This is a genomic window from Rheinheimera sp. WS51 (assembly GCF_050936095.1).
Lineage (GTDB): Bacteria > Pseudomonadota > Gammaproteobacteria > Enterobacterales > Alteromonadaceae > Alishewanella.
The window spans coordinates 22701-45459 of sequence record NZ_JBOTRC010000003.1 but is presented as its reverse complement, the minus strand read 5'-3'; the positions used below and the strand labels follow the sequence as shown (position 1 = coordinate 45459).

The following is a 22759-nucleotide window of genomic DNA, read 5'->3' as shown; positions in this document are numbered from 1 at the left end:
TTAATGTACCAAGTGACGTTTATACCGTCTGTTAGAATCAGGAGTTAGCATGGAGTTCAGTGTAAAAAGCGGCAGTCCAGAAAAACAACGCAGTGCTTGTATTGTTGTTGGTGTATATGAGCCTCGTCGCTTATCTGCAGTAGCAGAGCAACTGGATAAAATTAGTGAAGGTTATATTAGCAATTTATTACGCCGCGGCGATTTAGAAGGTAAGTCGGGCCAGATGTTATTATTACATCATGTACCAAATATCTTAAGCGAGCGTGTTCTACTTGTTGGCTGCGGCAAAGAGCGTGAATTAGACGAACGCCAATATAAGCAAATTATCGCAAAAACAATTAGCACCTTAAATGAAACCGGCTCAATGGAAGCGGTGTGCTTTTTATCCGAACTTCATGTTAAAGGTCGTGACACTTATTGGAAAGTTCGCCAAGCAGTAGAAACTACGCAAGATAGCCTATATGTTTTCGATCAGCTAAAAAGTAAAAAAGACGAAACCCGTCGACCATTGCGCAAAATGGTATTTAATGTGCCCACCCGCCGTGATCTGCCTATTGGTGAAAAAGCTGTTGAGCATGGTTTAGGTATTGCCGCTGGCACTAAGTTAAGCAAAGATGTCAGCAATATGCCGCCAAACATTTGTACGCCACAATACTTAGCCGAACAAGCCCAAGCGTTATGTCAGCTATCAAGTAAAGTCAGTGTTGAGGTTTTAGGCCCAGAAGAACTAGACAAGCTAGGTATGCATTCTTATTTAGCGGTAGGCCGTGGCTCTGTTAATGGTCCACGGATGTCAGTAATTAATTATCGTGGTGCTGATAATGACTCAGCCCCAGTGGTGTTAGTGGGTAAAGGATTAACCTTCGACTCAGGCGGTATTAGTATTAAACCTGGCGAAGCCATGGATGAAATGAAATACGATATGTGTGGCGCCGCTTCAGTACTTGGCACTATACGCGCTGTGTTAGAGCTTGAACTGCCAATTAATCTTATCGTAGTGCTTGCTGCAGCAGAAAATATGCCTGATGCCAATGCCTATCGACCAGGCGATATTTTAACCACTATGTCTGGGCAAACCGTTGAAGTATTAAATACCGATGCCGAAGGCCGCTTAGTCTTATGTGACGCCTTAACCTATGTTGAGCGTTTTGATCCTGAGCTCGTTATTGATGTGGCTACCTTAACCGGTGCTTGTGTTATTGCTTTAGGTAAACATGCGACAGGCTTATTAAGTAACCATAACCCTTTAGCACACGAAATTTTAAATGCTTCAGATCAAAGTGGCGATCGTGCTTGGCGCTTACCCTTATGGGACGATTACCAAGATCAGCTAGAAAGTCCTTTTGCTGACTTTAGTAACTTAGGCGGCCGTGCCGCTGGTACTATTACCGCAGCTTGTTTCTTGTCGCGCTTTACCCGTAAATATAACTGGGCTCATTTAGATATTGCCGGCACAGCTTGGCGCAGTGGCGGTAAAGACAAAGGCGCAACGGGCCGTCCTGTTCCTATGTTAACTCAGTTTTTAATTAACCGCGTTAACCAACAACAGGAAAGTTAATGGCAGTTACTTTTTACGTTTTAACTGCTTCGCCTAGCGAACAAAATGAGCTGAGCCCTACGCCAGCTCATTTTGCTTTAGCCTGCCAACTTTGTGCTGATCTGTACCGGACAAAGCAGCGTGTTTTCGTTTATACTGCCGACCAAGCTCAAGCCGAAGCCTTTGATCAACAATTATGGCAATTTGATGCTGAACGCTTTGTGCCGCACAACTTAAGCGGTGAAGGCCCAAGTTACGGTGCAGCCGTTGAAATAGGCTGGCAAGCGCCAAAACAAAATCGCCCGGTTTTAATTAATTTAACCGAGCATGTGCCCGACTTTGCACAGCGCTTTAAACAAATTATCGAATTCGTTCCTACGCAAGAGCAGTTAAAAGCTCAAGCGCGGGAGCGATACAAGCAATATCGTCAGCGCGGTATCACTCCAAGCACGATAACGATCGACTGACAAACAGGTACTATCATGGAAAAAACCTTTAATCCTAGCGAAATTGAACAAGCCATGTATAACGCATGGGAAGCCAAGGGCTATTTTCAGCCTTCAGGTGATCAGAGTAACGGCAATTACTGCATTATGATCCCACCGCCAAACGTCACTGGCAGCTTGCATATGGGCCATGCTTTTCAACAAACTATTATGGATGCCTTAACTCGTTATCAGCGTATGCAAGGAAAGAATACCTTATGGCAAGTCGGTAGCGACCATGCCGGTATTGCCACCCAAATGGTTGTAGAGCGCAAATTAGCAGCTGAAAACTCACCTAATCGCCATCAGCTTGGCCGTGATGCTTTTATTGATAAAATTTGGCAATGGAAAGAAGAATCTGGCGGCACTATTTCAGACCAAATGCGCCGCTTAGGCAACTCAGTAGATTGGACTCGCGAGCGCTTCACTATGGACGAAGGTTTATCTGCCGCGGTGCAGGAAGTTTTTGTTCGCTTATATGAAGACGACTTAATTTACCGTGGTAAACGCTTAGTTAACTGGGATCCAAAATTACACACAGCGATTTCTGATCTGGAAGTTGAAAATAAAGAGCAAAAAGGCCACTTGTGGTATTTACGCTATCCATTAGCCGGTGGCGCTAAAACTGCAGATGGCAAAGACTATTTAGTCGTAGCCACTACCCGACCTGAAACCATGTTAGGCGACAGTGCTGTTGCGGTTGACCCAGATGACGAGCGTTACCAAGCCTTAGTAGGCAAGTTTATTCAATTGCCTTTAGTTAACAGACGTATCCCTATTATTGCCGATAGATACGTTGATAAGGAATTTGGTACTGGCTGCGTTAAAATTACTCCCGCCCATGACTTTAATGACTATGAAATGGGCAAACGTCATCAGCTGCCGCTATTTAATATTTTGTCTCATGACGCCATGATTTTAGCTAATGCTGAAATCTATAATATCGACGGTAGCTTAAATCATGATTTGCCTAGTGAATTACCAGCCGACTTTGCCGGTATGGAACGCTTTGCAGCGCGTAAAGCCATTGTTGCCGCCTTTGAACAAGCCGGCTTATTAGAGAAAATTGATGATCACAGTTTAAAGGTGCCTTATGGTGATCGCAGTGGCGTTGTTATTGAGCCGTTACTCACCGACCAATGGTATGTTCGGGTTGCACCTCTAGCTAAAACAGCAACAGAGGCGGTTGAAACAGGCCAAATTGAATTTGTGCCTAAGCAATACGAAAACATGTATTACAGCTGGATGCGCGATATCCAAGACTGGTGTATTTCGCGGCAACTTTGGTGGGGCCACCGCATTCCTGCATGGTATGACAATGACGGTAAAGTCTATGTTGGCCGTGATGAAGCAGAAGTACGCGCTAAATACAATTTAGCCAATGACATTAGCTTACGCCAAGACGATGACGTTCTTGATACCTGGTTTAGCTCTGCGCTTTGGACTTTCTCAACCTTAGGCTGGCCTGAAGATACCGAAGAACTACGTACTTTTCACCCTACCGATGTCTTAGTAACCGGTTTTGATATTATCTTCTTCTGGGTTGCCCGCATGATCATGATGACCATGCACTTTATTAAAGATGAAAACGGCAAACCGCAAGTGCCCTTTAAAACCGTTTATGTTACCGGCCTTATCCGTGATGAAAATGGCGAAAAGATGTCAAAATCTAAAGGTAATGTTATTGATCCGCTAGATATGATTGACGGCATTGGCTTAGATGACTTACTGGCTAAACGCACTAGTAATATGATGCAGCCCAAAATGGCTGAAAAAATCACTAAAGCCACTAAAGATCAATTCCCAGAAGGCATTAATGCCAGCGGTACTGATGCGGTGCGCTTTACCTTAGCCGCTTTAGCTTCAACTGGTCGTGATATTAACTGGGATATGAAACGCCTAGAGGGCTATCGTAATTTCTGTAATAAGTTATGGAATGCCAGCCGCTATGTATTAATGCATACCGAAGATAAAGACTGCGGTTTTAACGACAGCGCCGAGCAACGCCAATTATCTTTAGCAGATACATGGATCCTAGCTCAGTATCAACAAACCGTTACTCAGGTTCGCCAGTATTTCGACAGCTATCGCTTTGATTTAGCGGCTTCAACTTTATATGAGTTTACCTGGAATCAGTTCTGTGATTGGTATTTAGAGCTAACTAAGCCGGTGTTATTTAAAGGCACAGAAGCCGAGCAGCGTGGTACTCGTCATACCTTAATTACTGTATTAGAAAGCTTATTGCGCTTAATGCACCCTATTATGCCGTATATTACTGAGACCATCTGGCAATCTGTTAAGCCAATAGCGGGTATTGAAGCAGACAGCATTATGTTGCAGCCTTACCCAGAGCATAACAGCGCTTTAATCAACGAAACTGCCACCGCAGACTTAGAATGGTTAAAAGCCGTTATTACGGCTATTCGCAATATCCGCGGCGAAATGAACATAGCCCCGAGTAAAGGCTTAAATATTTTACTGCGTAATTTAAACGACAATGAGCAACGTCGTTTAAGCGAAAACCAAAACTTCTTACAGAACTTGGCTAAGCTAGACAGCATAAATACTCTTGCTGCCAATGACGAAGCGCCAGCTAGTGCTATACAATCTATTGGTAGTATGGATTTATTAATCCCTATGGCCGGTTTAATAGATAAAGAAGCTGAATTAGCTCGGATCGCCAAGCAACTAGAAAAAACTCAGCAAGATTTAGCACGTGTTTCCGGTAAGCTAAATAATGCAGGCTTTGTCGCTAAAGCACCTGAAGCCGTTCTCGCTAAAGAGCAAGCTAAAAAAGCCGAGTTAGAGCAAGCAGTAGTGAAACTACAGCAACAACAAGCTGAGATTGCTACCTTGTAATACAACAAAATCTAACAAAAGCGCTAAATTAAGGCCAAGTAATTCACTTGGCCTTTTTATATTAAAAACTAAGCCAATTGACTATTTCTAAGCGGCATATTACGGTTGTTAATTCAAATTGTTTTGCTATTATTGCGCGATATTTCAGCATGGCAAAAAACATTGCTGAGATACTGCTTGTATAGTCCAATCAGACTATTCAGCTAATGGTTTGGTCTTATAAATTAAGACATTGCCGCCAACTGACACAAGCAAAGCGTACCGTTGGATTGGCATATCTGCTGCAGCGGTTCAATTAACCTTATTCCGGTTCATCGGAAAACCGAAGAGTAATATAAATGATGTCAGCAGATAGCTTAGTTGAAAATTTAGTTGAGAGCCTAACCGAACCTGCCGCGACTGCGGCTGCAACGGCCGCAGTGACTCCAACCGCACTGAGTTTAATCCCACCCTTAGTTGTGTTAGCACTCGCTATTTGGTTAAAGCGGCCAATCTTAGCGTTAATCGTAGGTGCAACAGCCGGATTGTTACTCTATTCGCCTAAAGATGCTTTAGGTAACTTTGCCGATACGTCATTAAACGTTATGCAAAATGAAACCATTGGCTGGCTTATTTTAGTTTGCGGTGGTTTTGGCGCCTTAATAGGTTTATTAGTCCATACCGGTGGCGCTTTAGCTTTTGGTAAAAAAGCCCAACGTTTTGCCACAGGTAAAAAGTCATCTTTATTTATGACCTTTATCTTAGGTTTAGTTATTTTTGTTGACGACTACCTTAACGCCCTTAGTGTGGGCGAAACCATGAAGCGGGTCACCGATAAATATAAAGTGTCACGTGAGATGTTGGCCTATGTAGTTGACTCAACCGCAGCCCCTGTTTGCGTCTTAGTACCACTTTCAACCTGGGCTATCTTTTTTGGCGGCTTATTAGAAGACAATAATGTTGCGGCTGTTGGCCAGGGCGTTAAGGTTTATATGCAGGCTATTCCCTATATGTTGTATGCGTGGTTAGCTTTGTTAGTTGTATTCTTAGTTATTATTGGCGTTATTCCTGCCTTTGGCCCTATGAAAAAAGCCGAGTTAGCTGCTCAACAAGGTCCGCAAGACAAAGTTTCGTTTGCCGATAGTCATCCAGAAAGTACAGCCCCAGATGAGTATGCGGTTAAAGCCTTTGAAGAGGAGTTTGATGACGCTCAAACTAAGGGCAAATTGTATAACTTTTTAATTCCCATGGTAATGCTGGTTCTTTTCACTATCGTGTTTGATCTTGACGTATGGAAAGGCTTAATTGTTACCTTATTAATTACGTTGCCCTTTTATGCGCTGCAACGTTTAATGCCTTTGGCTGATATGATGGAAACCATGATGAATGGTTTTAAAACCATGTTACCGGCAATCGGCACTGTTATTGCTGCTTTTATTTTTAAAGATGTGTGTGACAAATTAATGTTGCCACAATATGTAATAAATAACTTAGCACCTTATATGACAGCACAATTACTACCAGCAGTGGTATTTTTGGCTATGGCGCTACTGGCTTTTGCAACAGGCTCTAGCTGGGGTATTTTTGCGGTAAGTATCCCAATAGTTATGCCTTTAGCTTATGCAGTAGATGCCAATGTTCCATTAATTATTGGGGCTTTAATGTCGGCTAGTTCATTTGGTAGTCAGGCCTGTTTTTATAGTGATTCAACCGTATTAGCAGCGCAAGGCTCAGGTTGTAATTTAGTATCACATGCCATTACTCAGCTACCTTATGCCTTAATTGCTGCCAGTTTGGCCTTTGTTGGCTTTTTACTTATTGCCTAAACCTTGCCACTTAACCTAGCCAAAATTAGGATAAGTAACGATAAGTAACTCTGCAATATGATAAATAACTCAGGCGTTAGCTTACCCCTAACGCCTTTATTTTATAGGACACTATGCTAGGAATTTTAGCTGCATTAACAACTGCGCTATGCTGGGCGATAGCCGCACGCCTTTATCGAAAGCTTGGTGACCATTTTGCGGCCTTAAGTTTGAACTTCTGGAAAGGCCTACTTAGCCTCATGGTGCTATTACCGTTAAGTCTTTTCTATACAGACAGCAGCGCTTCTTATCAACATATTCTCTGGTTACTACTCAGCGGTGCTATTGGCATAGGCATTGGCGATACCTGCTTCTTTTTGGCTTTAACTAAAATTGGCGATCGTCTTTCTTTGCTTATTGCTGAAACCTTAGCCCCTATTCTAACGGCCTTATTCGCAATAGCGTGGTTACAAGAATGGCTAAGTGCCCAGCAATGGCTAGCCATAGCGGTTATCTTATTTGCCGTAGATGCCGTTTTACGCTTACAACCTGGCGCTAAAGTCCTGCAATTAAGTGGCGTAAGCTTTGCTGCGCTTGCGGCTCTTTGTCAGGCTATCGGCGCGGTAATTAGCCGCGACGTTTTAATTAATAGCCAGATAGATGCCATTAGTGGCAGTAGTTGGCGACTTATAGGAGGCATGCTACTTATTATCACTATTATGTGTACCAAACGCAGTCGCTGGCTGCCAATAGCGTCAGGCTCAATCCAGCCTTGGCTCGTATTATTTGTCGCAACTATGATAGGCACTACCGCATCGCTGTATTTACAGATGCTCGCCTTTAGCTACACTAAAGCTGCTGTTGTGCAAACCTTACTGGCAACCAGTGTAATTATCTCTTTAGTTATTACCAAACTAAGCGGTGAGTTAATACCTAAAGGCAGTTGGCGCTGGACCCTATTAGCCTTAATCGGCATAGGCCTATTACTGGTATAGCCGTGTATTTACTCAGACATTGCCCTGACAAATAGCTCAGAGACTGGTACTCTTAACTAAGTAATTTTTTCAACATTAGGGATGCATCATGTTGACGTTATTGGCAAAAATTCTAAAAGCGCTTAATTCTCAAACCTCAACTTGGCAAATAGGCTGGGCTGTGGCTTTAGGCTTATTTATTGGCATTTTACCTCTTGGTTTATTAACCTTTATTATTCTGCTCGTTGTTTGTCTATTTACCGTTAATTTATCTATTTTCTTTGTTATCTGGGGATTAACAAAAGGCTTGATGCTGCTTTTTGCCGAACCGTTAGAAAGCCTAACTTGGCAATTGGCACAAAACGAAAGCCTACTCACCCTATTAGCCCAAACTGAAACCTTGCAGTTACTCCACCTGCACCACACATTAACTTTAGGCAGTTTTATTCTAGGTCTTTGCTTGTTATTGCCCATTGCTTGGTTAAGTAGTTTATTAGTAAAACAATATCGGGTTCGTGTTATGAGCAAAATTGAAAAATTAAAAATTACCCAGATGCTCAAAGCCAGTAGTTTTTTCTCTCTTTATCAAAAATTAAACTAAGGAGCGCATAATGATCCGTAAATCTGGATGGCTTATTTTTATTAGTGTTAGCGCCCTGTTGTTAGCATTAATTTACTTATTCATTGGCCCAGCGCTGCGCCTAGGCATGATCTATAGCTTAGAAAAAGCAACCGGCGCTGAAGTCAATATAGACAAGGTTGCAGTGCAACTTGCTCCCTTAGCAGTAAAAGTTCACCAGTTACAGCTTACCGATCCTGCGGCACCTGACTATAACAGCTTTAGTTTTAGTTATGCAGAAGCAGCCTTAGAGGTTTGGCCGGCTATGCTAGGCTATTATGTAATAAATGATCTAGAAATCACTGACGCAGCCTACGGCACTAAAAGAGCTAAAACGGGAGAAGTCTATCGCTTACCTAATACCGATGGCGAACAAACCTCACTGGCCGATTTATTAAAGTCAGAATTACCTTCAGCTGATGAATTATTAGCACGAGCTGACCTAAAAAGCCCAGCTAAGGCTCAAGCATTACAACAGTTAGCGGCAACTGAACAAGAAGCACTTAAAAGCCTGCCTCAGCAATTACCGAATAAAGAAATTCTGGCTAAATATCAAGCCGATATTAAAGCGCTAACCGAAAGTAAAATTGAAACCGCCGAAGATTTAGCGACAAAAACTAGCCAATTAAACCAGCTTAAAGAGCAATTATTAGCGGAAAAAGAACGTATAAAGCTGGCAGCAGAGCAATTACAGCAAAGTAAAGATAAGTTACAAGTTGCGGTTGCAGAGCTGCAACAAGCCAGCCAAGCCGACTGGCAAAAAGCACAACAATTGGCCAATTTATCTGACGGCGGCTTAGCCGGTATCAGCCAAATTTTACTTGGGCCGGAGCTTACGGCTAGGTTAAGTCAATTAAATAGTCTATATCAATTAGCTAAGCCTTATCTGCCAGCAAAATCTGACGCTGAAGATACCGTTACGTTACCCAATAGAATATTACCATTACCTAGCCAACCTTATCCTGATTTTTGGGTAAAGAAAGCTGAAATTAATTGGCTTATCGGCGGCGGTAATGTTGCTATGTCACTACAGGATATAACAACTCAACACCGTATTATTGATAAGGCCACTAAGTTTGCTTTAGATGCCACTAATTTACCCCAGTTAAAACGAATTAATCTTAACGGTGACTTTGCTATTTTAGAGCAAATGATTACCAACCTTAATTGGCAGCTAGATAGCCTACAAGTTGAAGATTTACTATTTGGCCAAGGTGAAAACGTCTTAGCCTTAGCTAGCAGTTTAGTTAGTTCAACCGGTAATATTAAGCTTACCGATCAGCAAATAATGCAGCATGCTAGCCTAGCCTTAGATCAAGCTAACTTTAATAGCATTGGCAATAAATACCTCCAGCAGTTAGCCGGTATTTTAAATCAGCAATCGAGTATTCCTTTAACTATTGATGCCAGCGGTTTAATCAGCCAGCCAGACGTGAGTATCCGCTCTTCTTTAGATAAAGTGCTAGGTGATGCTTTACTAGGTGAAGCAAAACAAAAGGTGGCAGCATTGCAGGCAGACTTAAAAGCTAAAATAGATAGTCAGTTAGAAAGCGGCTTAGCCGGTCAACAAGACTGGGCCGCATTATTAAGCCAGCAATTTGATACTACAGAGCAAGCGAGTGGCAGTATTGAAGAGTTGTTGTCAGCCAAGCTAGGCAGTGTTAAAGACCAAGCAAAAGATAAGTTAAAGGATAAACTTACCGATAAGTTAAAAGGAAAATTGGGCGGTAACGATTAATTTATAAAGTTAGTCTTACGCCCTATTACACGGCAACTTGGCCATTATCGTTAGCGAGATCCAACTCATAGCAAACGATAATGGTCTATTGCTCAAGCTCAGTTTGTTGAAAAAAGCTCAGCTTATTTTTACCCGTGCTTTTAGCAATATACATGGCCTTATCTGCATTGCTAATTAACTCGCCCGCTGTCGCGCCGTGCTCTGGAAATAAAGAAACACCAATAGATACACCTATATAAAAAGTGCCCTGTTGTATAGTAAAGGGTTGATTAATTGCCGTAATAATACGGTTAGCCACGTCCGTTATATCTTTATTATCTTGCGGATTATTAAGAACAAAAACAAACTCATCGCCACCGACTCTGGCTATAGTGTCTGACTGCCTAACCAGCTGCATAAGCCTTAATGCCACTTCTTTTAGTAAAGCATCTCCCACTTTATGGCCCTGTGTATCATTAACTTGCTTAAAACCATCAAGATCAAGAAACATCACTGCCAACTTACATTGCTCTCGGCTTGCGCTTAGCAGTTTTTGTTTAATTCTATCCATTAGTAAGGTTCTATTAGGTAAGTCAGTTAAGGCATCATGAAAGGCTAAGTGTTTTATATGATCATCTTTACGTCTAAGCTCAGTAATATCGCTAAATACAGAAACATACCGCACAGGCTCACCGGTCCTATCAGGCACCATGCTAATATTTAAGCGTTGTAAATAAATCTCGCCATCTTTACGCTGATTCCATACTTCCCCCTGCCAACAACCGGCATTAATAAGCTCATACCAAATCATCTCATAGGTTATCGTCTCTTGACGGTTAGATTGCAATATTCTAGGCATCTTACCTATTACCTCTTGAGCGGAAAAACCGGTAATTTCAGTAAAAGCCGGATTAACCGAAAGAATAATGCCATTAGCATCGGTAATCACAACGCCATCTAAGGTATTATCAAACACACAAGCTGCTAGCTTTAACTTTGCTTCAGTTTCTTTAAGCAGGGTAACTTCGTTAGATTGAATAAAAAAACCACGAACACTACCATCGCTGGCAAAATCAGGAATATAGTGGCCTATTATATGACCCGTACTACCATCTGCTTTTTGCAGTTTACGCTCAAAGCACTGTGGCTCACCTGCTAACACCTTGCGAATATGCGGCTCGTTTAAATTAAAGAGTTTATCGCCAGCCAGCTCTTGAAATGTTAAACCTATAATTTGCTCTGCGGGCATAGCAAACCATTGACTATAGGCTTTATTGGCATAGCGACAACGTAAATCTTTATCCCAATAACCCATCATATTAGGCGTGTTATCAATAATAGATTTAATAAACTGTTCATTGTGGTCGCTAATAGCAGTTTGTCGTTTAGTTTGTTTAAGTGCTTTAGCCATCTTCTGCACAGCTTCAGCATAGTAAGAGATAAAGCTAGAAGTGATAACAAAAATGGCTAATTTAAATAGATCTAGGCTATTTTCAATATAAGGATGATTTAGCAGGGCAGGCCATAAGAAAATAATGCTGACACAGGCTACTGCCGTAATAAATAAACCAGCATAAAAACCAAAATAAAGGGCAACAATAATAACTAAGGGATAAAAAATTAACCAAGAAAAGCCAGACTCTAAGGCTTGCTCTGGCCATAATAGCCCAGCAGCAACCAGCAAACTTAAAATAGCCATTATGAAGAAAAAGTATTTTAAACAATACGATGCAAAAACACTGCGCCGCCTCTGCCCCTCTTCCTGTGAATGTTTCATACTTTACCTTTGCTATTGACTCTTTTGCTTATTAATTACTTATTAACTGCTTATCATAAGCCGGTCAATTTAACGTCTGTAGTTAAAGAATAACACTATGTCTAAGCAAAGGTAGCGTACAGCAACACTTTTTTATTATTTTTCTCTGAATGCTTAAAATAAAGCTAACGTCTGAAGCTGCATGCTAGACTCACTGCAATACCTTATTACCCTTTGTTTAAGCAAAGCTTAAACAAAAAAGCCAGTTGCGAAACACAACTGGCTTTTATCAACAAACTATTAAAGCGCTATTATTAGTGACTTGTTACTTCTTCATCGTCAATAAAGTCGTCATCATCACCTTCAAAGTAAGTGCCCCAACCATCATATTCAACATGATATTTCTTTGCTAAGGCTTCAAGTTTTATTGCATCAGCAACAATAGTTTCTGTTACCAAAGACTGCTCACGAATAGCATCGAAAACCCAAGCACTTTCGCCATCTTCAAATTCAACTTCTTCAGCATCGGTTACTTCATAGCCTAGCTTAAATAAAGCCACGGCTAGTTTTTCTAACTTAGCAAAGTCTTGATCATAAAAGTGATGCTCTATTGTGTATTCAGCATCAGGATCACTGCCATCTTCTAATAATGCGTTAATTGTTTCTTCAGTAAATTCTTGCCAGTCTTCCATAGCTCTACTCTTTAGCCGTTATATTTTGCGCAGTGTAATCTTTGCTCAGTTCGGTATCAAGCATCGCAATCTGCTCTGCCATTGTTTTATGTAAGTTCTCAGATACCTGACGAATATTGGGTTTAGTTTCAGGTAAATTTATCGGCGCTAATATTTGAATAATTACTTTGCCGTTATTCCAGCGGTTTAACTTAAACTGATTATGTGTCGTACTCATACATACGGGCATTAAGGGCACTTTTGCTTCTAAGGCAATATGAAAAGCGCCCACCTTAAAAGGCAGTAAACCTCTGCCATAACTGCGGGTGCCTTCAGGAAACATCCATACTGAAATATTCTCACGGCTAATTCGCTGGGCCGCGGCAAGCATAGTAGATAAAGCACGGGCTCTATTGGTACGATCAATTAAAATATTACCGCTAAGCCAATACAGTTGGCCAAAAAAAGGCACATATTTTAAGCTTTTTTTGCCTAAAGTAACGGTTCTTGGCTGCACCGCATTACTAATGGTAAATAAATCTAAATTATTTTGATGATTAGCCACATAAACATAAGGTCTAGTGTTATCAATATGCTCAACGCCACGCAGCTCAACTTCAATGCCTAATATTTTTGCTACACTGCCATACCAATGCGAAAAAATACGAACGTTATCGGCATGGAAGGGGCGAACTAAACAAATTAGCAAACCTGCTATGGTGCTAAAAACAAAAAACAAAATTAATAAAATTATTCGTAAAACCGCTATCACTCTATTCTCCATGGCTACAACAACTGGTACTCAAGGCGCCAATTAAGGCGCCTAGTATAACGAGATTTAACTTTCTGCGCTGCTTGTTTCACTATTTAACTGCACAGCATCAATTCGTTGTAAGCCTCTTGGCAGCTTATTACCTCGGCGTCCTCGTTCACCATAATAATGTTGTAAATCATCAGGCTTTAATGTCAGTTTACGCTTACCGGCGATAAGTGTCACGCTGCCGTCTACAGGGACTATTGCTAACTGGCAGACAAACTCTTCGCGACTAGCCGCGCGTGCTGTGGGAATAGACATAATTTTATTGCCTTTACCTTTACTTAGCTTAGGTAAGTCCGCCACAGGGAAAACCAGCATTCTGCCTTCGTTTGAAATAGATAAAACTAAATCTGTTTCTGGCTGCTTTACTACAATAGGTGCTAATACTTTTGCCCCTTTAGGCAAGCTTAATACCGCTTTACCCGCTTTATTGCGGCTGAGTAAATCGGCAAATTCAGCAATAAAACCATAACCGGCATCAGAAGCCAGCAGCATGGCTTGTTTGTCTTCAGCCATTAATACCTGCTCAAAGCTTTCGCCGGCGACAATGCCGAAGCGACCGCTTAATGGCTCACCTTGTCCTCTGGCTGATGGTAAATCATGAGCTTCGGTTGCAAAGCTGCGCCCTGAAGAGTCTAAAAACACCACTTGTTGATTAGAGCGGCCGCTAGCCATAGCTTTAAAGCCATCACCGGCTCGATAACTTAGTGCATTGCCATCAACATCATGACCTTTAGCACAGCGTACCCAACCTTTTTCTGATAAAACAATAGTCACAGGTTCACTAGGCAGTAATTCTTTTTCGCTTAAAGCTTTGGCTTCTTCACGAACCACTATAGGGCTGCGCCGCTCATCACCATATTTTTCAGCATCGGCTAATAGCTCATCACGAATTAACTTAGTTAACTTTTTCTCTGAGCCTAATATCGCTTCAAGTTTATCTCGCTCTTTACTTAATTCATCAAGTTCAGCACGTATTTTAATTTCTTCTAACTTAGCTAATTGACGAAGTTTTAATTCCAGTATGGCTTCAGCTTGGCGATCCGTAATGGCAAACGCCGCCATCAATTCTGGTTTAGGCTTATCGTAGCTGCGTACTATGCGAATAACTTCATCTATATTTAAAAAGGCAATTAATAAACCTTCTAATACATGCAGCCTGTCTAGCACTTTGTCTAAGCGGTGCTGTAAACGGCGACGTACCGTATCACGGCGGAATACTAACCATTCGGTTAAAATTTCAACTAAGTTTTTAACCCTTGGCCGTTGATCTAAGCCTAAAATATTTAAATTAACTCGGTAGCTTTTCTCTAAATCTGTCGTGGCAAATAAGTGCTGCATTAATTGTTCAAGATCAACACGGTTAGAACGCGGTACTATCACAATCCGTGTTGGGCTTTCATGATCAGACTCATCTCGTAAGTCTGTCACCATAGGTAATTTTTTTGCCTGCATTTGAGCAGCTATTTGCTCTAATACTTTAGAGCCAGAGGTTTGATGCGGCAATGCCGTGATAACAATATCACCCTCTTCTACTTGATACAGGGCACGCATTTTTACGCTGCCACGGCCGTTTTCATAAATAGCGGCTAACTCATGGCTTGGGCTAATAATTTCTGCATCAGTCGGGTAATCTGGGCCTTGAACGAATTGCATTAAATCTGCCACTGTGCTTTTAGGCTTATCTAGCAATAGCGCACAAGCCTTAGCGACTTCACGGGCATTATGCGGCGGTATATCCGTTGCCATACCCACAGCGATACCTGTGATACCATTAAGTAAAATATGCGGTAATCGTGCTGGCAACACCTTAGGCTCTTCCATAGTGCCATCAAAATTTGGCAACCAGTCGGTTGTACCGGCTCCTAGCTCAGATAATAATACTTCAGCAAAACGTGATAGCTTAGATTCGGTATAACGCATGGCAGCAAAAGACTTAGGATCATCCGGCGCCCCCCAGTTGCCTTGGCCATCAACTAAAGGGTAACGATAGGAAAAAGGCTGCGCCATTAATACCATAGCTTCATAACAGGCCGAGTCACCATGAGGATGAAACTTACCTAGTACATCACCCACTGTCCTTGCCGACTTCTTATATTTGGCTAAATGAGATAGGCCTAGCTCTGACATCGCATAAATAATACGCCTTTGCACTGGCTTTAAACCATCGCCAATATGCGGTAAAGCGCGGTCCATAATCACGTACATTGAATAATTCAAATAGGCGTCTTCTGTAAAACGCCTTAACGCCAGTTGTTCAACGCCATCATGAGAAATTACCGTATCTGTCATGCTTGTTCCTACTGTTCTTATCGGTATCTATTGCCAAGATTGGCACCGATTAAGCTGCTTTAATAGCAGACTTAATATTATTTATATTGTGGTAACAGACTAATTAGGCTCTGCCGCGGCTGAGTAATATTAACTAAGCGACTACGGCTTTATCCCCTTTTTGCTCTAACCAAGCTCGTCTATCTGAAGCGCGTTTTTTGGCAAGTAACATATCCATTAACTCAAATGTTTCTTCATGATTATCAATAGTTAATTGCACTAACCTACGTGTATTCGGATCCATAGTCGTTTCACGCAATTGCAATGGGTTCATTTCACCTAAGCCTTTAAAGCGTTGTACGTTTACTTTGCCACGTTTTTTCTCAGCTTCAATTCGGTCAAGTACGCCATCTTTTTCAGCTTCATCTAAGGCATAATAAACATCCTTACCAATATCAATACGATATAGCGGTGGCATCGCCACATAAACATGACCCGCTGCAACCAACGTTTTAAAATGACGCATAAATAATGCACAGAGCAAGGTCGCGATATGCAAACCATCGGAGTCAGCATCAGCAAGAATACAAATTTTGCCATAGCGTAATGCGGATAAATCTTCACTGTCAGGATCAATACCTATAGCAACCGAAATATCATGCACCTCTTGTGAAGCAAGAATTTGCCCTGACTCAACTTCCCATGTATTAAGTATTTTACCCCGCAGTGGCATTACCGCCTGAAACTCACGATCTCGCGCTTGTTTTGCACTACCACCAGCAGAGTCACCCTCGACTAAAAATAATTCGGTTTGCTTAAGATCTTGCGCAGAGCAGTCAGCTAACTTACCTGGTAAAGCGGGGCCAGAAGTCACTTTTTTCCTGACCACTTTTTTCGCCGCTTTTAAACGTTTCTGGGCATTATTAATACAAAATTCAGCCAGTTGCTCAGCAATAGTCGTATGTTCATTTAGCCATAAACTAAAGGCATCTTTAACAACACCGCTGACAAAGGCGACCGACTGCCGGGAAGATAGGCGCTCTTTAGTTTGGCCGGCAAACTGTGGATCTTGCATCTTGGTTGATAAAATATAACCACAACGATCCCATATATCATCTGCCGATAATTTAATGCCGCGTGGCAATAAGTTTCTAAACTCACAAAACTCGCGTAACGCTTCTAAAAGCCCTTGGCGTAAACCATTAACATGAGTTCCACCTTGAGGCGTGGGGATTAAATTCACATAACTTTCAGTAACTAATTCCCCCCCCTCAGGTAACCAAAGTAGCGCCCATTCAACTGCTTCATTATTCCCGGCAAACTTGCCAACAAAAGGCGTTTCAGGCAAACAAACATAACCTTGTACCGCTTCGGTTAGATAATCTTCAATACCGGCTTCATAGCACCATTCGTATTTTTGCTTATTAACTTGATCATCAAAGCTTACCGTTAAACCTGGGCATAATACGGCTTTAGCTTTTAATACATGCAATAAACGACTGATAGAAAACTTTGCAGAATCAAAATAAGACGCCGTTGGCCAAAAACGTACCCGAGTACCGGTATTACGCTTACCTACAGTACCAGTAATAGCTAATTCAGATACCTTTTCGCCATGTTCAAAGGCCATTTCATAGATATTACCTTCACGACGCACAGTAACATCAACGCGGCTAGATAGCGCATTAACAACAGAAATACCCACACCATGTAAACCACCTGAGAACTGATAGTTTTTATTAGAGAACTTACCCCCAGCATGCAGACGGCAAAAAATCAGCTCTACGCCACTCACGCCTTCTTCTGGGTGAATATCAACAGGCATGCCACGGCCGTTGTCTATCACTTCTAATGATTGATCAGCATAAAGAATAATCTGTAGTTTATCGGCATGGCCAGCTAAGGCTTCATCTACACTGTTGTCGATAACTTCTTGAGCTAAGTGATTAGGTCGGGTGGTATCGGTATACATACCAGGGCGGCGCTTTACCGGCTCTAGTCCTGTTAATACCTCTATTGAATCAGCATTATATATTTGTGAAGTCATATTCTCAGTCATTAGCAGAAAACCTCTGCGCGTATTACACTGTAACAATAAAGAACAGTATAAATTAGCAACGCGCTAGTTAAGTTGGCAAAATTCAGTAAGCGTGCTTAATTGTTGCTGATAATCAATATAACTATGATTACCGCCTTCGCGGACATAAATTAATGCCCCTTGATAATAATCTAGTGCTAAACGGTAATCTAACACTTCATCACCGGTTTGCAATAACACCAGATAATTTTCTGGATGTTGTAAGTTTTTGGGCATAAGCTGCTGTAAGCTAGCCATATGTGATTCTGTTACCTGATAAAACTGTTGTAGTACCGGGTGAAAATACTCACCTAAATGGTTAGCCAATATGGTATGAGGTGCAACAGCAGGATTAATTAAACAAGCGCAGCCGCCATATTGCTCAACAATACACGTTGCTAGAAATCCACCTAAAGAGCTACCTATCATCACTAAGCGATCATTATTTACGGCTTTGTCAGCAGCTGTACAACCTATTTCCCTTTGTTGTAAATGTGTTTTAATTACAGCCAATGCGGCTATAGGATCATAAGGTAAATCTAAGGCGGTAAAATCTACAGTTGGGTAATAAGTCGCAAAATATTCTGTAGTAAGTTGCGCTTTCTCTGACTGCGATGAACTGGCAAAACCATGCAAATAGACCACTACTTTATTCATTACCTTTCCTACTTAACGTTTTAAACTGCCACTGTACCGCGTGATCAGTACTAAAAATCCACTCGCACCACTGTGGGCCCTGATCGTTAGTTTGCCATTCTAACGTTGGTAAAAATTGCACTGAGCTAGCAGGACAACCAACAATATTAACCATACCAAAACGGGCACTATATGCATAATGACTATGGCCATGAGCAATGCCTCGTATTCTGGGCTCTGCCGCTATATGCTGCCATAAGATATCGGCATCTTCTTGACCATGTGTATCAATAGAGTGGCCCAAAGGTCTTGGATGATGATGACAAAACAGCCAGCAATCACTGGCCTCACTTTGCCTTAGCTGTTGCTGTAACCACTGTTGCTGTGCTTGCGGGAAAACACCACTAGGGGTTGGCCCTTTGGTATTGAGCAATAACAACTGCCAATTATTTAAATTTAAATTCATCGCCGGCTGAAAAGGAGGCTGTTGGGTTAATAAAGCCAGTTGCGCTAGATCATCGTGATTCCCCGGTAAACAAAATATCGGGCAACTTAACGGTGCCATAATATCAGCCAGTAACTGATACGCCAAAGCACTAGCTTGCTGTACTAAGTCTCCGGTTAAAATAATGCCATCAGGCTCGGCCAGAGTGAGCTCATCGACAATAGCTTGTAAATGTTTGGCCGGTTGAATACCTTGATAATAATCATCAGGCGACGCCAATAAATGACAGTCTGATATTTGCACCAAACGATACTGGTGCTGTGACGGAAAAATATACGGCATTAATCACTCTTCCCAAGCTTGCTGAACTTTAGTTAAATTCAGCGCCAGCCATTGTAACGCAATTACCGTTGCCGCATTGTCTATCTTTTGCTCGGCTAATAACTTCAATGCCTCCGGTCTCGACATAACATGCACTTTAATATCTTCATGCTCTTGGCTTAATCCATAAATACCAGACTCAACTGGGGAAGTTAGTCTGCCAACATAAAGCTGGATCCGCTCAGTTGTCCCCCCCGGGCTAGATAAATAATTTAGCATCGGCATTAGTTCATTAATGACCAGACCCGCTTCTTCTGCAGCCTCACGAATAGCAACTTGCTCGGCAGTTTCATCAGTGTCAATCATACCGGCGATAATTTCTAATAGCCAAGGGCTTGGGCTAGACGCGGCAGCACCAACCCGAATTTGCTCAATCAGCACCACTTCATCGGTTATAGGATTGTAAGGTAATATTGCAGCAGCATGACCGCGTTCAAATATTTCACGCTGAATTGGTCCACTCCAGCCGCCAGAAAACAAGCGATGACGCAAAGTATATTGTTCAATACGAAAGAAACCTTGAAAAACCGTGGTTTTATCGAGTATTTCCAGATCTTTATCACTAAATGACGGATACTGTGCCGCATTATAAGTTGACATAAAAGCACTCACATTCTGTTACACTCTTAGATGTAACTTTACTCTTTAATGATTACTTAGTTTACCGTAAAAGGGTATCATTTGTGCAGTCTCCATTTATCTGGCTAGGAATTGGCAAACATGAAACAAACCTTATTAAGCAGCTTTTTTGCTACAACTATAGGCTTACTTAGCTGGCACAGCTATGCCGCTGACGACTTACAAGATATTTATCAGTTAGCTACTCAAAAAGATCCTACTGTATTACGAGCAGCCGCTTCGCGCGATCGCGCTGCTGCGGGTATTGATGTTTCTCGTGCAGTATTATTACCTAACGTTACAGGAAGCGCAGGCTATGGTCGTAGCGATAACGATGGCTTTGGTTTTGATGGCCCTAACGCTTTAACTGCCGATATTACGTTAAGGCAAAGCTTATTTGACTGGTCCAACTGGGGCAAGCTAGCGCGTGCAGAAAAAGTTGCGTTACAAGTACAAACAGCTTACGACAGTGAAGTACAAAATTTGTTGGTCCGAGTTACTAATGCTTATTTTGATGCCTTAAGTGCTAAAGATGATTTAGGCTTTGCTGAAGCAGAAAAGCGTTCAATTGAACGCCAATTAGAACAAACTAAACAACGTTTTGCGGTCGGCTTAACCGCAATTACGGATGTTCACGAAGCACAAGCTCAATATGACAGTGCTGTAGCCCGTGAAATCATTGCTCAAAATGAGCTAGAAAATGCCCGTGAATTTTTACGTGAAATCACCGGACAATATCACCAAGACTTAGCTCAACTTAACACTGACAAGTTTTCAACAGGTCAACCTAGCCCTGAAAAAGTGCAAGATTGGGTAAGTTTGGCTCAAGATAATAATCTGGTATTAAAAAGCCAAAGAGTATTATTAGATATTGCTGAGCAAGATATCGATTTAGCCAAAGCTGGCCATTATCCAAGCTTAAATTTAACCGCTCAACTAGGCGTTACTAAGGTTTCAGGATTTGATCGTGCAGACGATAGCTCAATCGGGATCAACTTAGCGGTGCCAATTTATAGTGGTGGTGGCGTTGAAGCGGGTGTTGCTGTAGCGCAATCGAACTATGTTGAAGTTAGCCAAACCTTAGAGTTAAACCACCGTGCGGTTATCCGTCAGGTACGCAGCTCTTACAATGGGGTTAATGCGCAAATTTCTTCAATTCGCGCTTTAGAGCAGGCCGTGGTTTCAGCTCAAAGCGCATTAAATGCCACTGAAGCAGGCTTTGAAGTTGGTACTCGTACTATTGTAGATGTATTATTAAGTACACGTAATCTATTTGAAGCCAAACGTAATTTAGCTAAGGCTCGTTATACTTATATTTTGTCTATGATGAAATTAAAACAAGCTGCCGGTAATTTATCAGAGCAAGACTTATTAGCGGTAAACCAAGCTCTTATCTCTGAGTAATCTGCTATAAATGCGAGCTTCACTAGAGCAATACAGCTTATTAGTGGAGCTCGTACCAATTTAGTCTGTTGTCCTGCCATTTTTTAGTTACAATACTGCATTATTTATTACTGAGGTCATGCTGTGGTTAATGCCCCTCAATTTAGTTGGCACTTTTTACATCCTAAATATTGGCTGCTCTGGTTAGGGGCGGGTCTTTTATGGCTGATCAGTTGGTTGCCTTATTCAGTACTGATGTGGCTCGGTGCAGGCTTTGGTAAACTGCTATTTAAAGTTTTAAAGTCTAGACGAAAAGTTGCCTTGCGTAATATAGAGTTATGTTTTCCTGATATGCCAGAAGCCGAGCAACAACGCTTGGTGCGGCAAAACTTTATTGAAACAGGCCGGGCACTATTTGATACGGTTATTGGCTGGTGGTGGCCTAATTGGCGCATTCGTAACTTATCTCACTTTTATGGCTATGAACATATCCAAGCCGCACTTGATCAAGGTAAGGGCGTCTTATTATTAGCTCCTCATGTGTTACATTTAGAGGCTGCTTGTCGTGTATTTGGTTTAACCCACCCCAGTGTTGGTTTCTATCGTCCTAACAATAATTTGCTTATCGACTATTTGCAGTACCATGGTCGTAACCGAGCCAACAAATATATGATTGGTAAGCGTGATGTTAAGGGATTAATTGCCGCTTTAGACCAAGGTGAAGTGTGCTTTTACTTACCTGATCAAGATTATGGTCGTAAACGGGCAGAATTTGTGCCCTTTTTCGCCGTACAAGAAGCAGCAACAACCACCGGAACCTTATTATTTGCTAACGCAGCCAATTGCGCTGTAATCCCAGTGCTGCCTAGCCGATTAGCTAACAACCAAGGCTATGAAGTGCGCATTTTGCCAGCTTTGGACTCATTTCCTTCTGCTGATGATAAGGCGGATGTGACCCGCGTTAATCAATGGGTAGAGCAAGTAGTCAAGCAAAACCCAGAGCAATATATGTGGTTACACAGGCGTTTTAAAACTCGACCTAACCCCGAGGATGCTTCATTATATAAGTGATCACGAAATATATCGGTTTCTAGTCATAATAAAAGTGATCATAAAAGGGGTGATAAATGTGGTTTTGGATCCGAAATATTTTACTGTTACTAATATTAGGTAGCGCGGGCTATATTCTATTAGTGCGACCTGATCTTGTTGATCTCTCTAGTAGGACAAACCAAGCCGCTGAAGGCCTAAGTAAATTTTACAGCAGTATTCGCGGTTCTATCGCTGATGGTGCAGATAAACTGTCAAAGTTTAAGCTAACCCTGCCCGATACCAGTAAAGACTTAACTTCACAGTTACAGCAACGTGCAACAGCAGTAACCCCCTTAGAGGCAAATTGGCGCGGTCAAGTTACCGATCGGCGGTTTCGCGAAGGAGAAACGGTAAAAACCCTGTTATCTGGTTATGCCATGCAACAAGGTATCCAATTATATTGGACCCTGCCCCGCGACTATGTCGTTAAGCATTACTTTCAAACCGATACCAGCTTTATTGGCACTGTGTATCAGATTAGCCAAGCCATATCACCAGACTTTTCTTTAGGCGTTCAAGCTTACTTTTGTCCTCAAGAACGGGCTGCGGTTATCACTGATAAACAAAATGATTATATACAACAACATTGTATTGCTATTAAACAAGACGTCATTTCACTACCAGCAGAATAGGCTAA

Annotated in this window: 18 protein-coding genes; 10 read left to right on the top strand and 8 right to left on the bottom strand. The window is 41.8% G+C overall.

Features of this window, described 5'->3' with window-relative positions:
• Positions 1-49: 49 nt before the first annotated feature.
• From pepA to ACRCA4_RS05605, 7 genes are all read left to right on the top strand, one after another.
• Positions 50-1558 carry a leucyl aminopeptidase gene (gene pepA / locus ACRCA4_RS05635; protein ID WP_433185379.1) on the top strand — a complete coding sequence of 503 codons (1509 nt, stop codon included), beginning with the start codon at positions 50-52 and terminating at the stop codon, positions 1556-1558.
• Positions 1558-2004 carry a DNA polymerase III subunit chi gene (locus ACRCA4_RS05630; RefSeq protein WP_433185377.1) on the top strand — a complete coding sequence of 149 codons (447 nt, stop codon included), beginning with the start codon at positions 1558-1560 and terminating at the stop codon, positions 2002-2004. Before pepA ends, ACRCA4_RS05630 begins: the two co-directional genes overlap by 1 nt.
• 15 nt (positions 2005-2019) lie before the next feature.
• A complete protein-coding gene (locus tag ACRCA4_RS05625; protein ID WP_433185374.1) occupies positions 2020-4881 on the top strand; it encodes a valine--tRNA ligase in 2862 nt (953 codons plus the stop codon).
• Between the two features lie 338 nt (positions 4882-5219).
• A complete protein-coding gene (locus ACRCA4_RS05620) occupies positions 5220-6686 on the top strand; it encodes a Na+/H+ antiporter NhaC family protein (RefSeq protein ID WP_433185372.1) in 1467 nt (488 codons plus the stop codon).
• A 113-nt stretch (positions 6687-6799) separates the two neighbouring features.
• A complete protein-coding gene (locus ACRCA4_RS05615; RefSeq protein ID WP_433185369.1) occupies positions 6800-7660 on the top strand; it encodes a DMT family transporter in 861 nt (286 codons plus the stop codon).
• Between the two features lie 88 nt (positions 7661-7748).
• Positions 7749-8240, top strand: a complete 492-nt coding sequence (locus ACRCA4_RS05610; RefSeq protein ID WP_433185367.1) for a TIGR03546 family protein — start codon at positions 7749-7751, stop codon at positions 8238-8240.
• A gap of 10 nt (positions 8241-8250) precedes the next feature.
• Positions 8251-9996, top strand: coding sequence for a TIGR03545 family protein (locus ACRCA4_RS05605; protein ID WP_433185364.1), 1746 nt, complete (start codon positions 8251-8253; stop codon positions 9994-9996).
• 85 nt (positions 9997-10081) lie between these two features.
• On the opposite strand, the gene ACRCA4_RS05600 is transcribed toward ACRCA4_RS05605, so the two are convergent.
• From ACRCA4_RS05600 to nudF, 8 genes are all read right to left on the bottom strand, one after another.
• Positions 10082-11752: a diguanylate cyclase domain-containing protein gene (locus tag ACRCA4_RS05600; protein ID WP_433185361.1), complete on the bottom strand. Its 1671-nt coding sequence runs from the start codon at positions 11750-11752 to the stop codon at positions 10082-10084.
• Positions 11753-12045: 293 nt separating this feature from the next.
• On the bottom strand, positions 12046-12423 hold the full coding sequence (rraB, locus tag ACRCA4_RS05595) for a ribonuclease E inhibitor RraB (RefSeq protein ID WP_433185359.1): 378 nt from the start codon (positions 12421-12423) through the stop codon (positions 12046-12048).
• A 4-nt stretch (positions 12424-12427) separates the two neighbouring features.
• The gene (locus tag ACRCA4_RS05590; protein WP_433185356.1) at positions 12428-13174 is read right to left on the bottom strand and encodes a 1-acylglycerol-3-phosphate O-acyltransferase; all 747 of its coding nucleotides are present in this window, start codon (positions 13172-13174) and stop codon (positions 12428-12430) included.
• 66 nt (positions 13175-13240) lie between these two features.
• The gene (gene parC / locus ACRCA4_RS05585) at positions 13241-15511 is read right to left on the bottom strand and encodes a DNA topoisomerase IV subunit A (protein WP_433185353.1); all 2271 of its coding nucleotides are present in this window, start codon (positions 15509-15511) and stop codon (positions 13241-13243) included.
• 133 nt (positions 15512-15644) lie between these two features.
• Positions 15645-17537: a DNA topoisomerase IV subunit B gene (gene parE, locus ACRCA4_RS05580; RefSeq protein ID WP_433186003.1), complete on the bottom strand. Its 1893-nt coding sequence runs from the start codon at positions 17535-17537 to the stop codon at positions 15645-15647.
• A gap of 75 nt (positions 17538-17612) precedes the next feature.
• Complete coding sequence (locus ACRCA4_RS05575; RefSeq protein ID WP_433185350.1) at positions 17613-18224, bottom strand: YqiA/YcfP family alpha/beta fold hydrolase; 612 nt, start codon at positions 18222-18224, stop codon at positions 17613-17615.
• The gene (locus ACRCA4_RS05570; RefSeq protein ID WP_433185348.1) at positions 18217-18990 is read right to left on the bottom strand and encodes a metallophosphoesterase; all 774 of its coding nucleotides are present in this window, start codon (positions 18988-18990) and stop codon (positions 18217-18219) included. Before ACRCA4_RS05570 ends, ACRCA4_RS05575 begins: the two co-directional genes overlap by 8 nt.
• Before the next feature lie 3 nt (positions 18991-18993).
• Positions 18994-19629: an ADP-ribose diphosphatase gene (gene nudF / locus ACRCA4_RS05565; RefSeq protein WP_433185345.1), complete on the bottom strand. Its 636-nt coding sequence runs from the start codon at positions 19627-19629 to the stop codon at positions 18994-18996.
• Between the two features lie 120 nt (positions 19630-19749).
• Here nudF and tolC point away from each other — a divergent pair, with 120 nt between their 5' ends.
• From tolC to ACRCA4_RS05550, 3 genes are all read left to right on the top strand, one after another.
• A complete protein-coding gene (gene tolC / locus ACRCA4_RS05560; protein WP_433185342.1) occupies positions 19750-21051 on the top strand; it encodes an outer membrane channel protein TolC in 1302 nt (433 codons plus the stop codon).
• Between the two features lie 123 nt (positions 21052-21174).
• Positions 21175-22101, top strand: a complete 927-nt coding sequence (gene lpxL / locus ACRCA4_RS05555; protein ID WP_433185339.1) for an LpxL/LpxP family Kdo(2)-lipid IV(A) lauroyl/palmitoleoyl acyltransferase — start codon at positions 21175-21177, stop codon at positions 22099-22101.
• 56 nt (positions 22102-22157) lie between these two features.
• Positions 22158-22754 (top strand): TcpQ domain-containing protein, encoded by a 597-nt coding sequence (locus ACRCA4_RS05550; protein WP_433185336.1) that lies wholly within the window; start codon positions 22158-22160, stop codon positions 22752-22754.
• Positions 22755-22759: the final 5 nt, after the last annotated feature.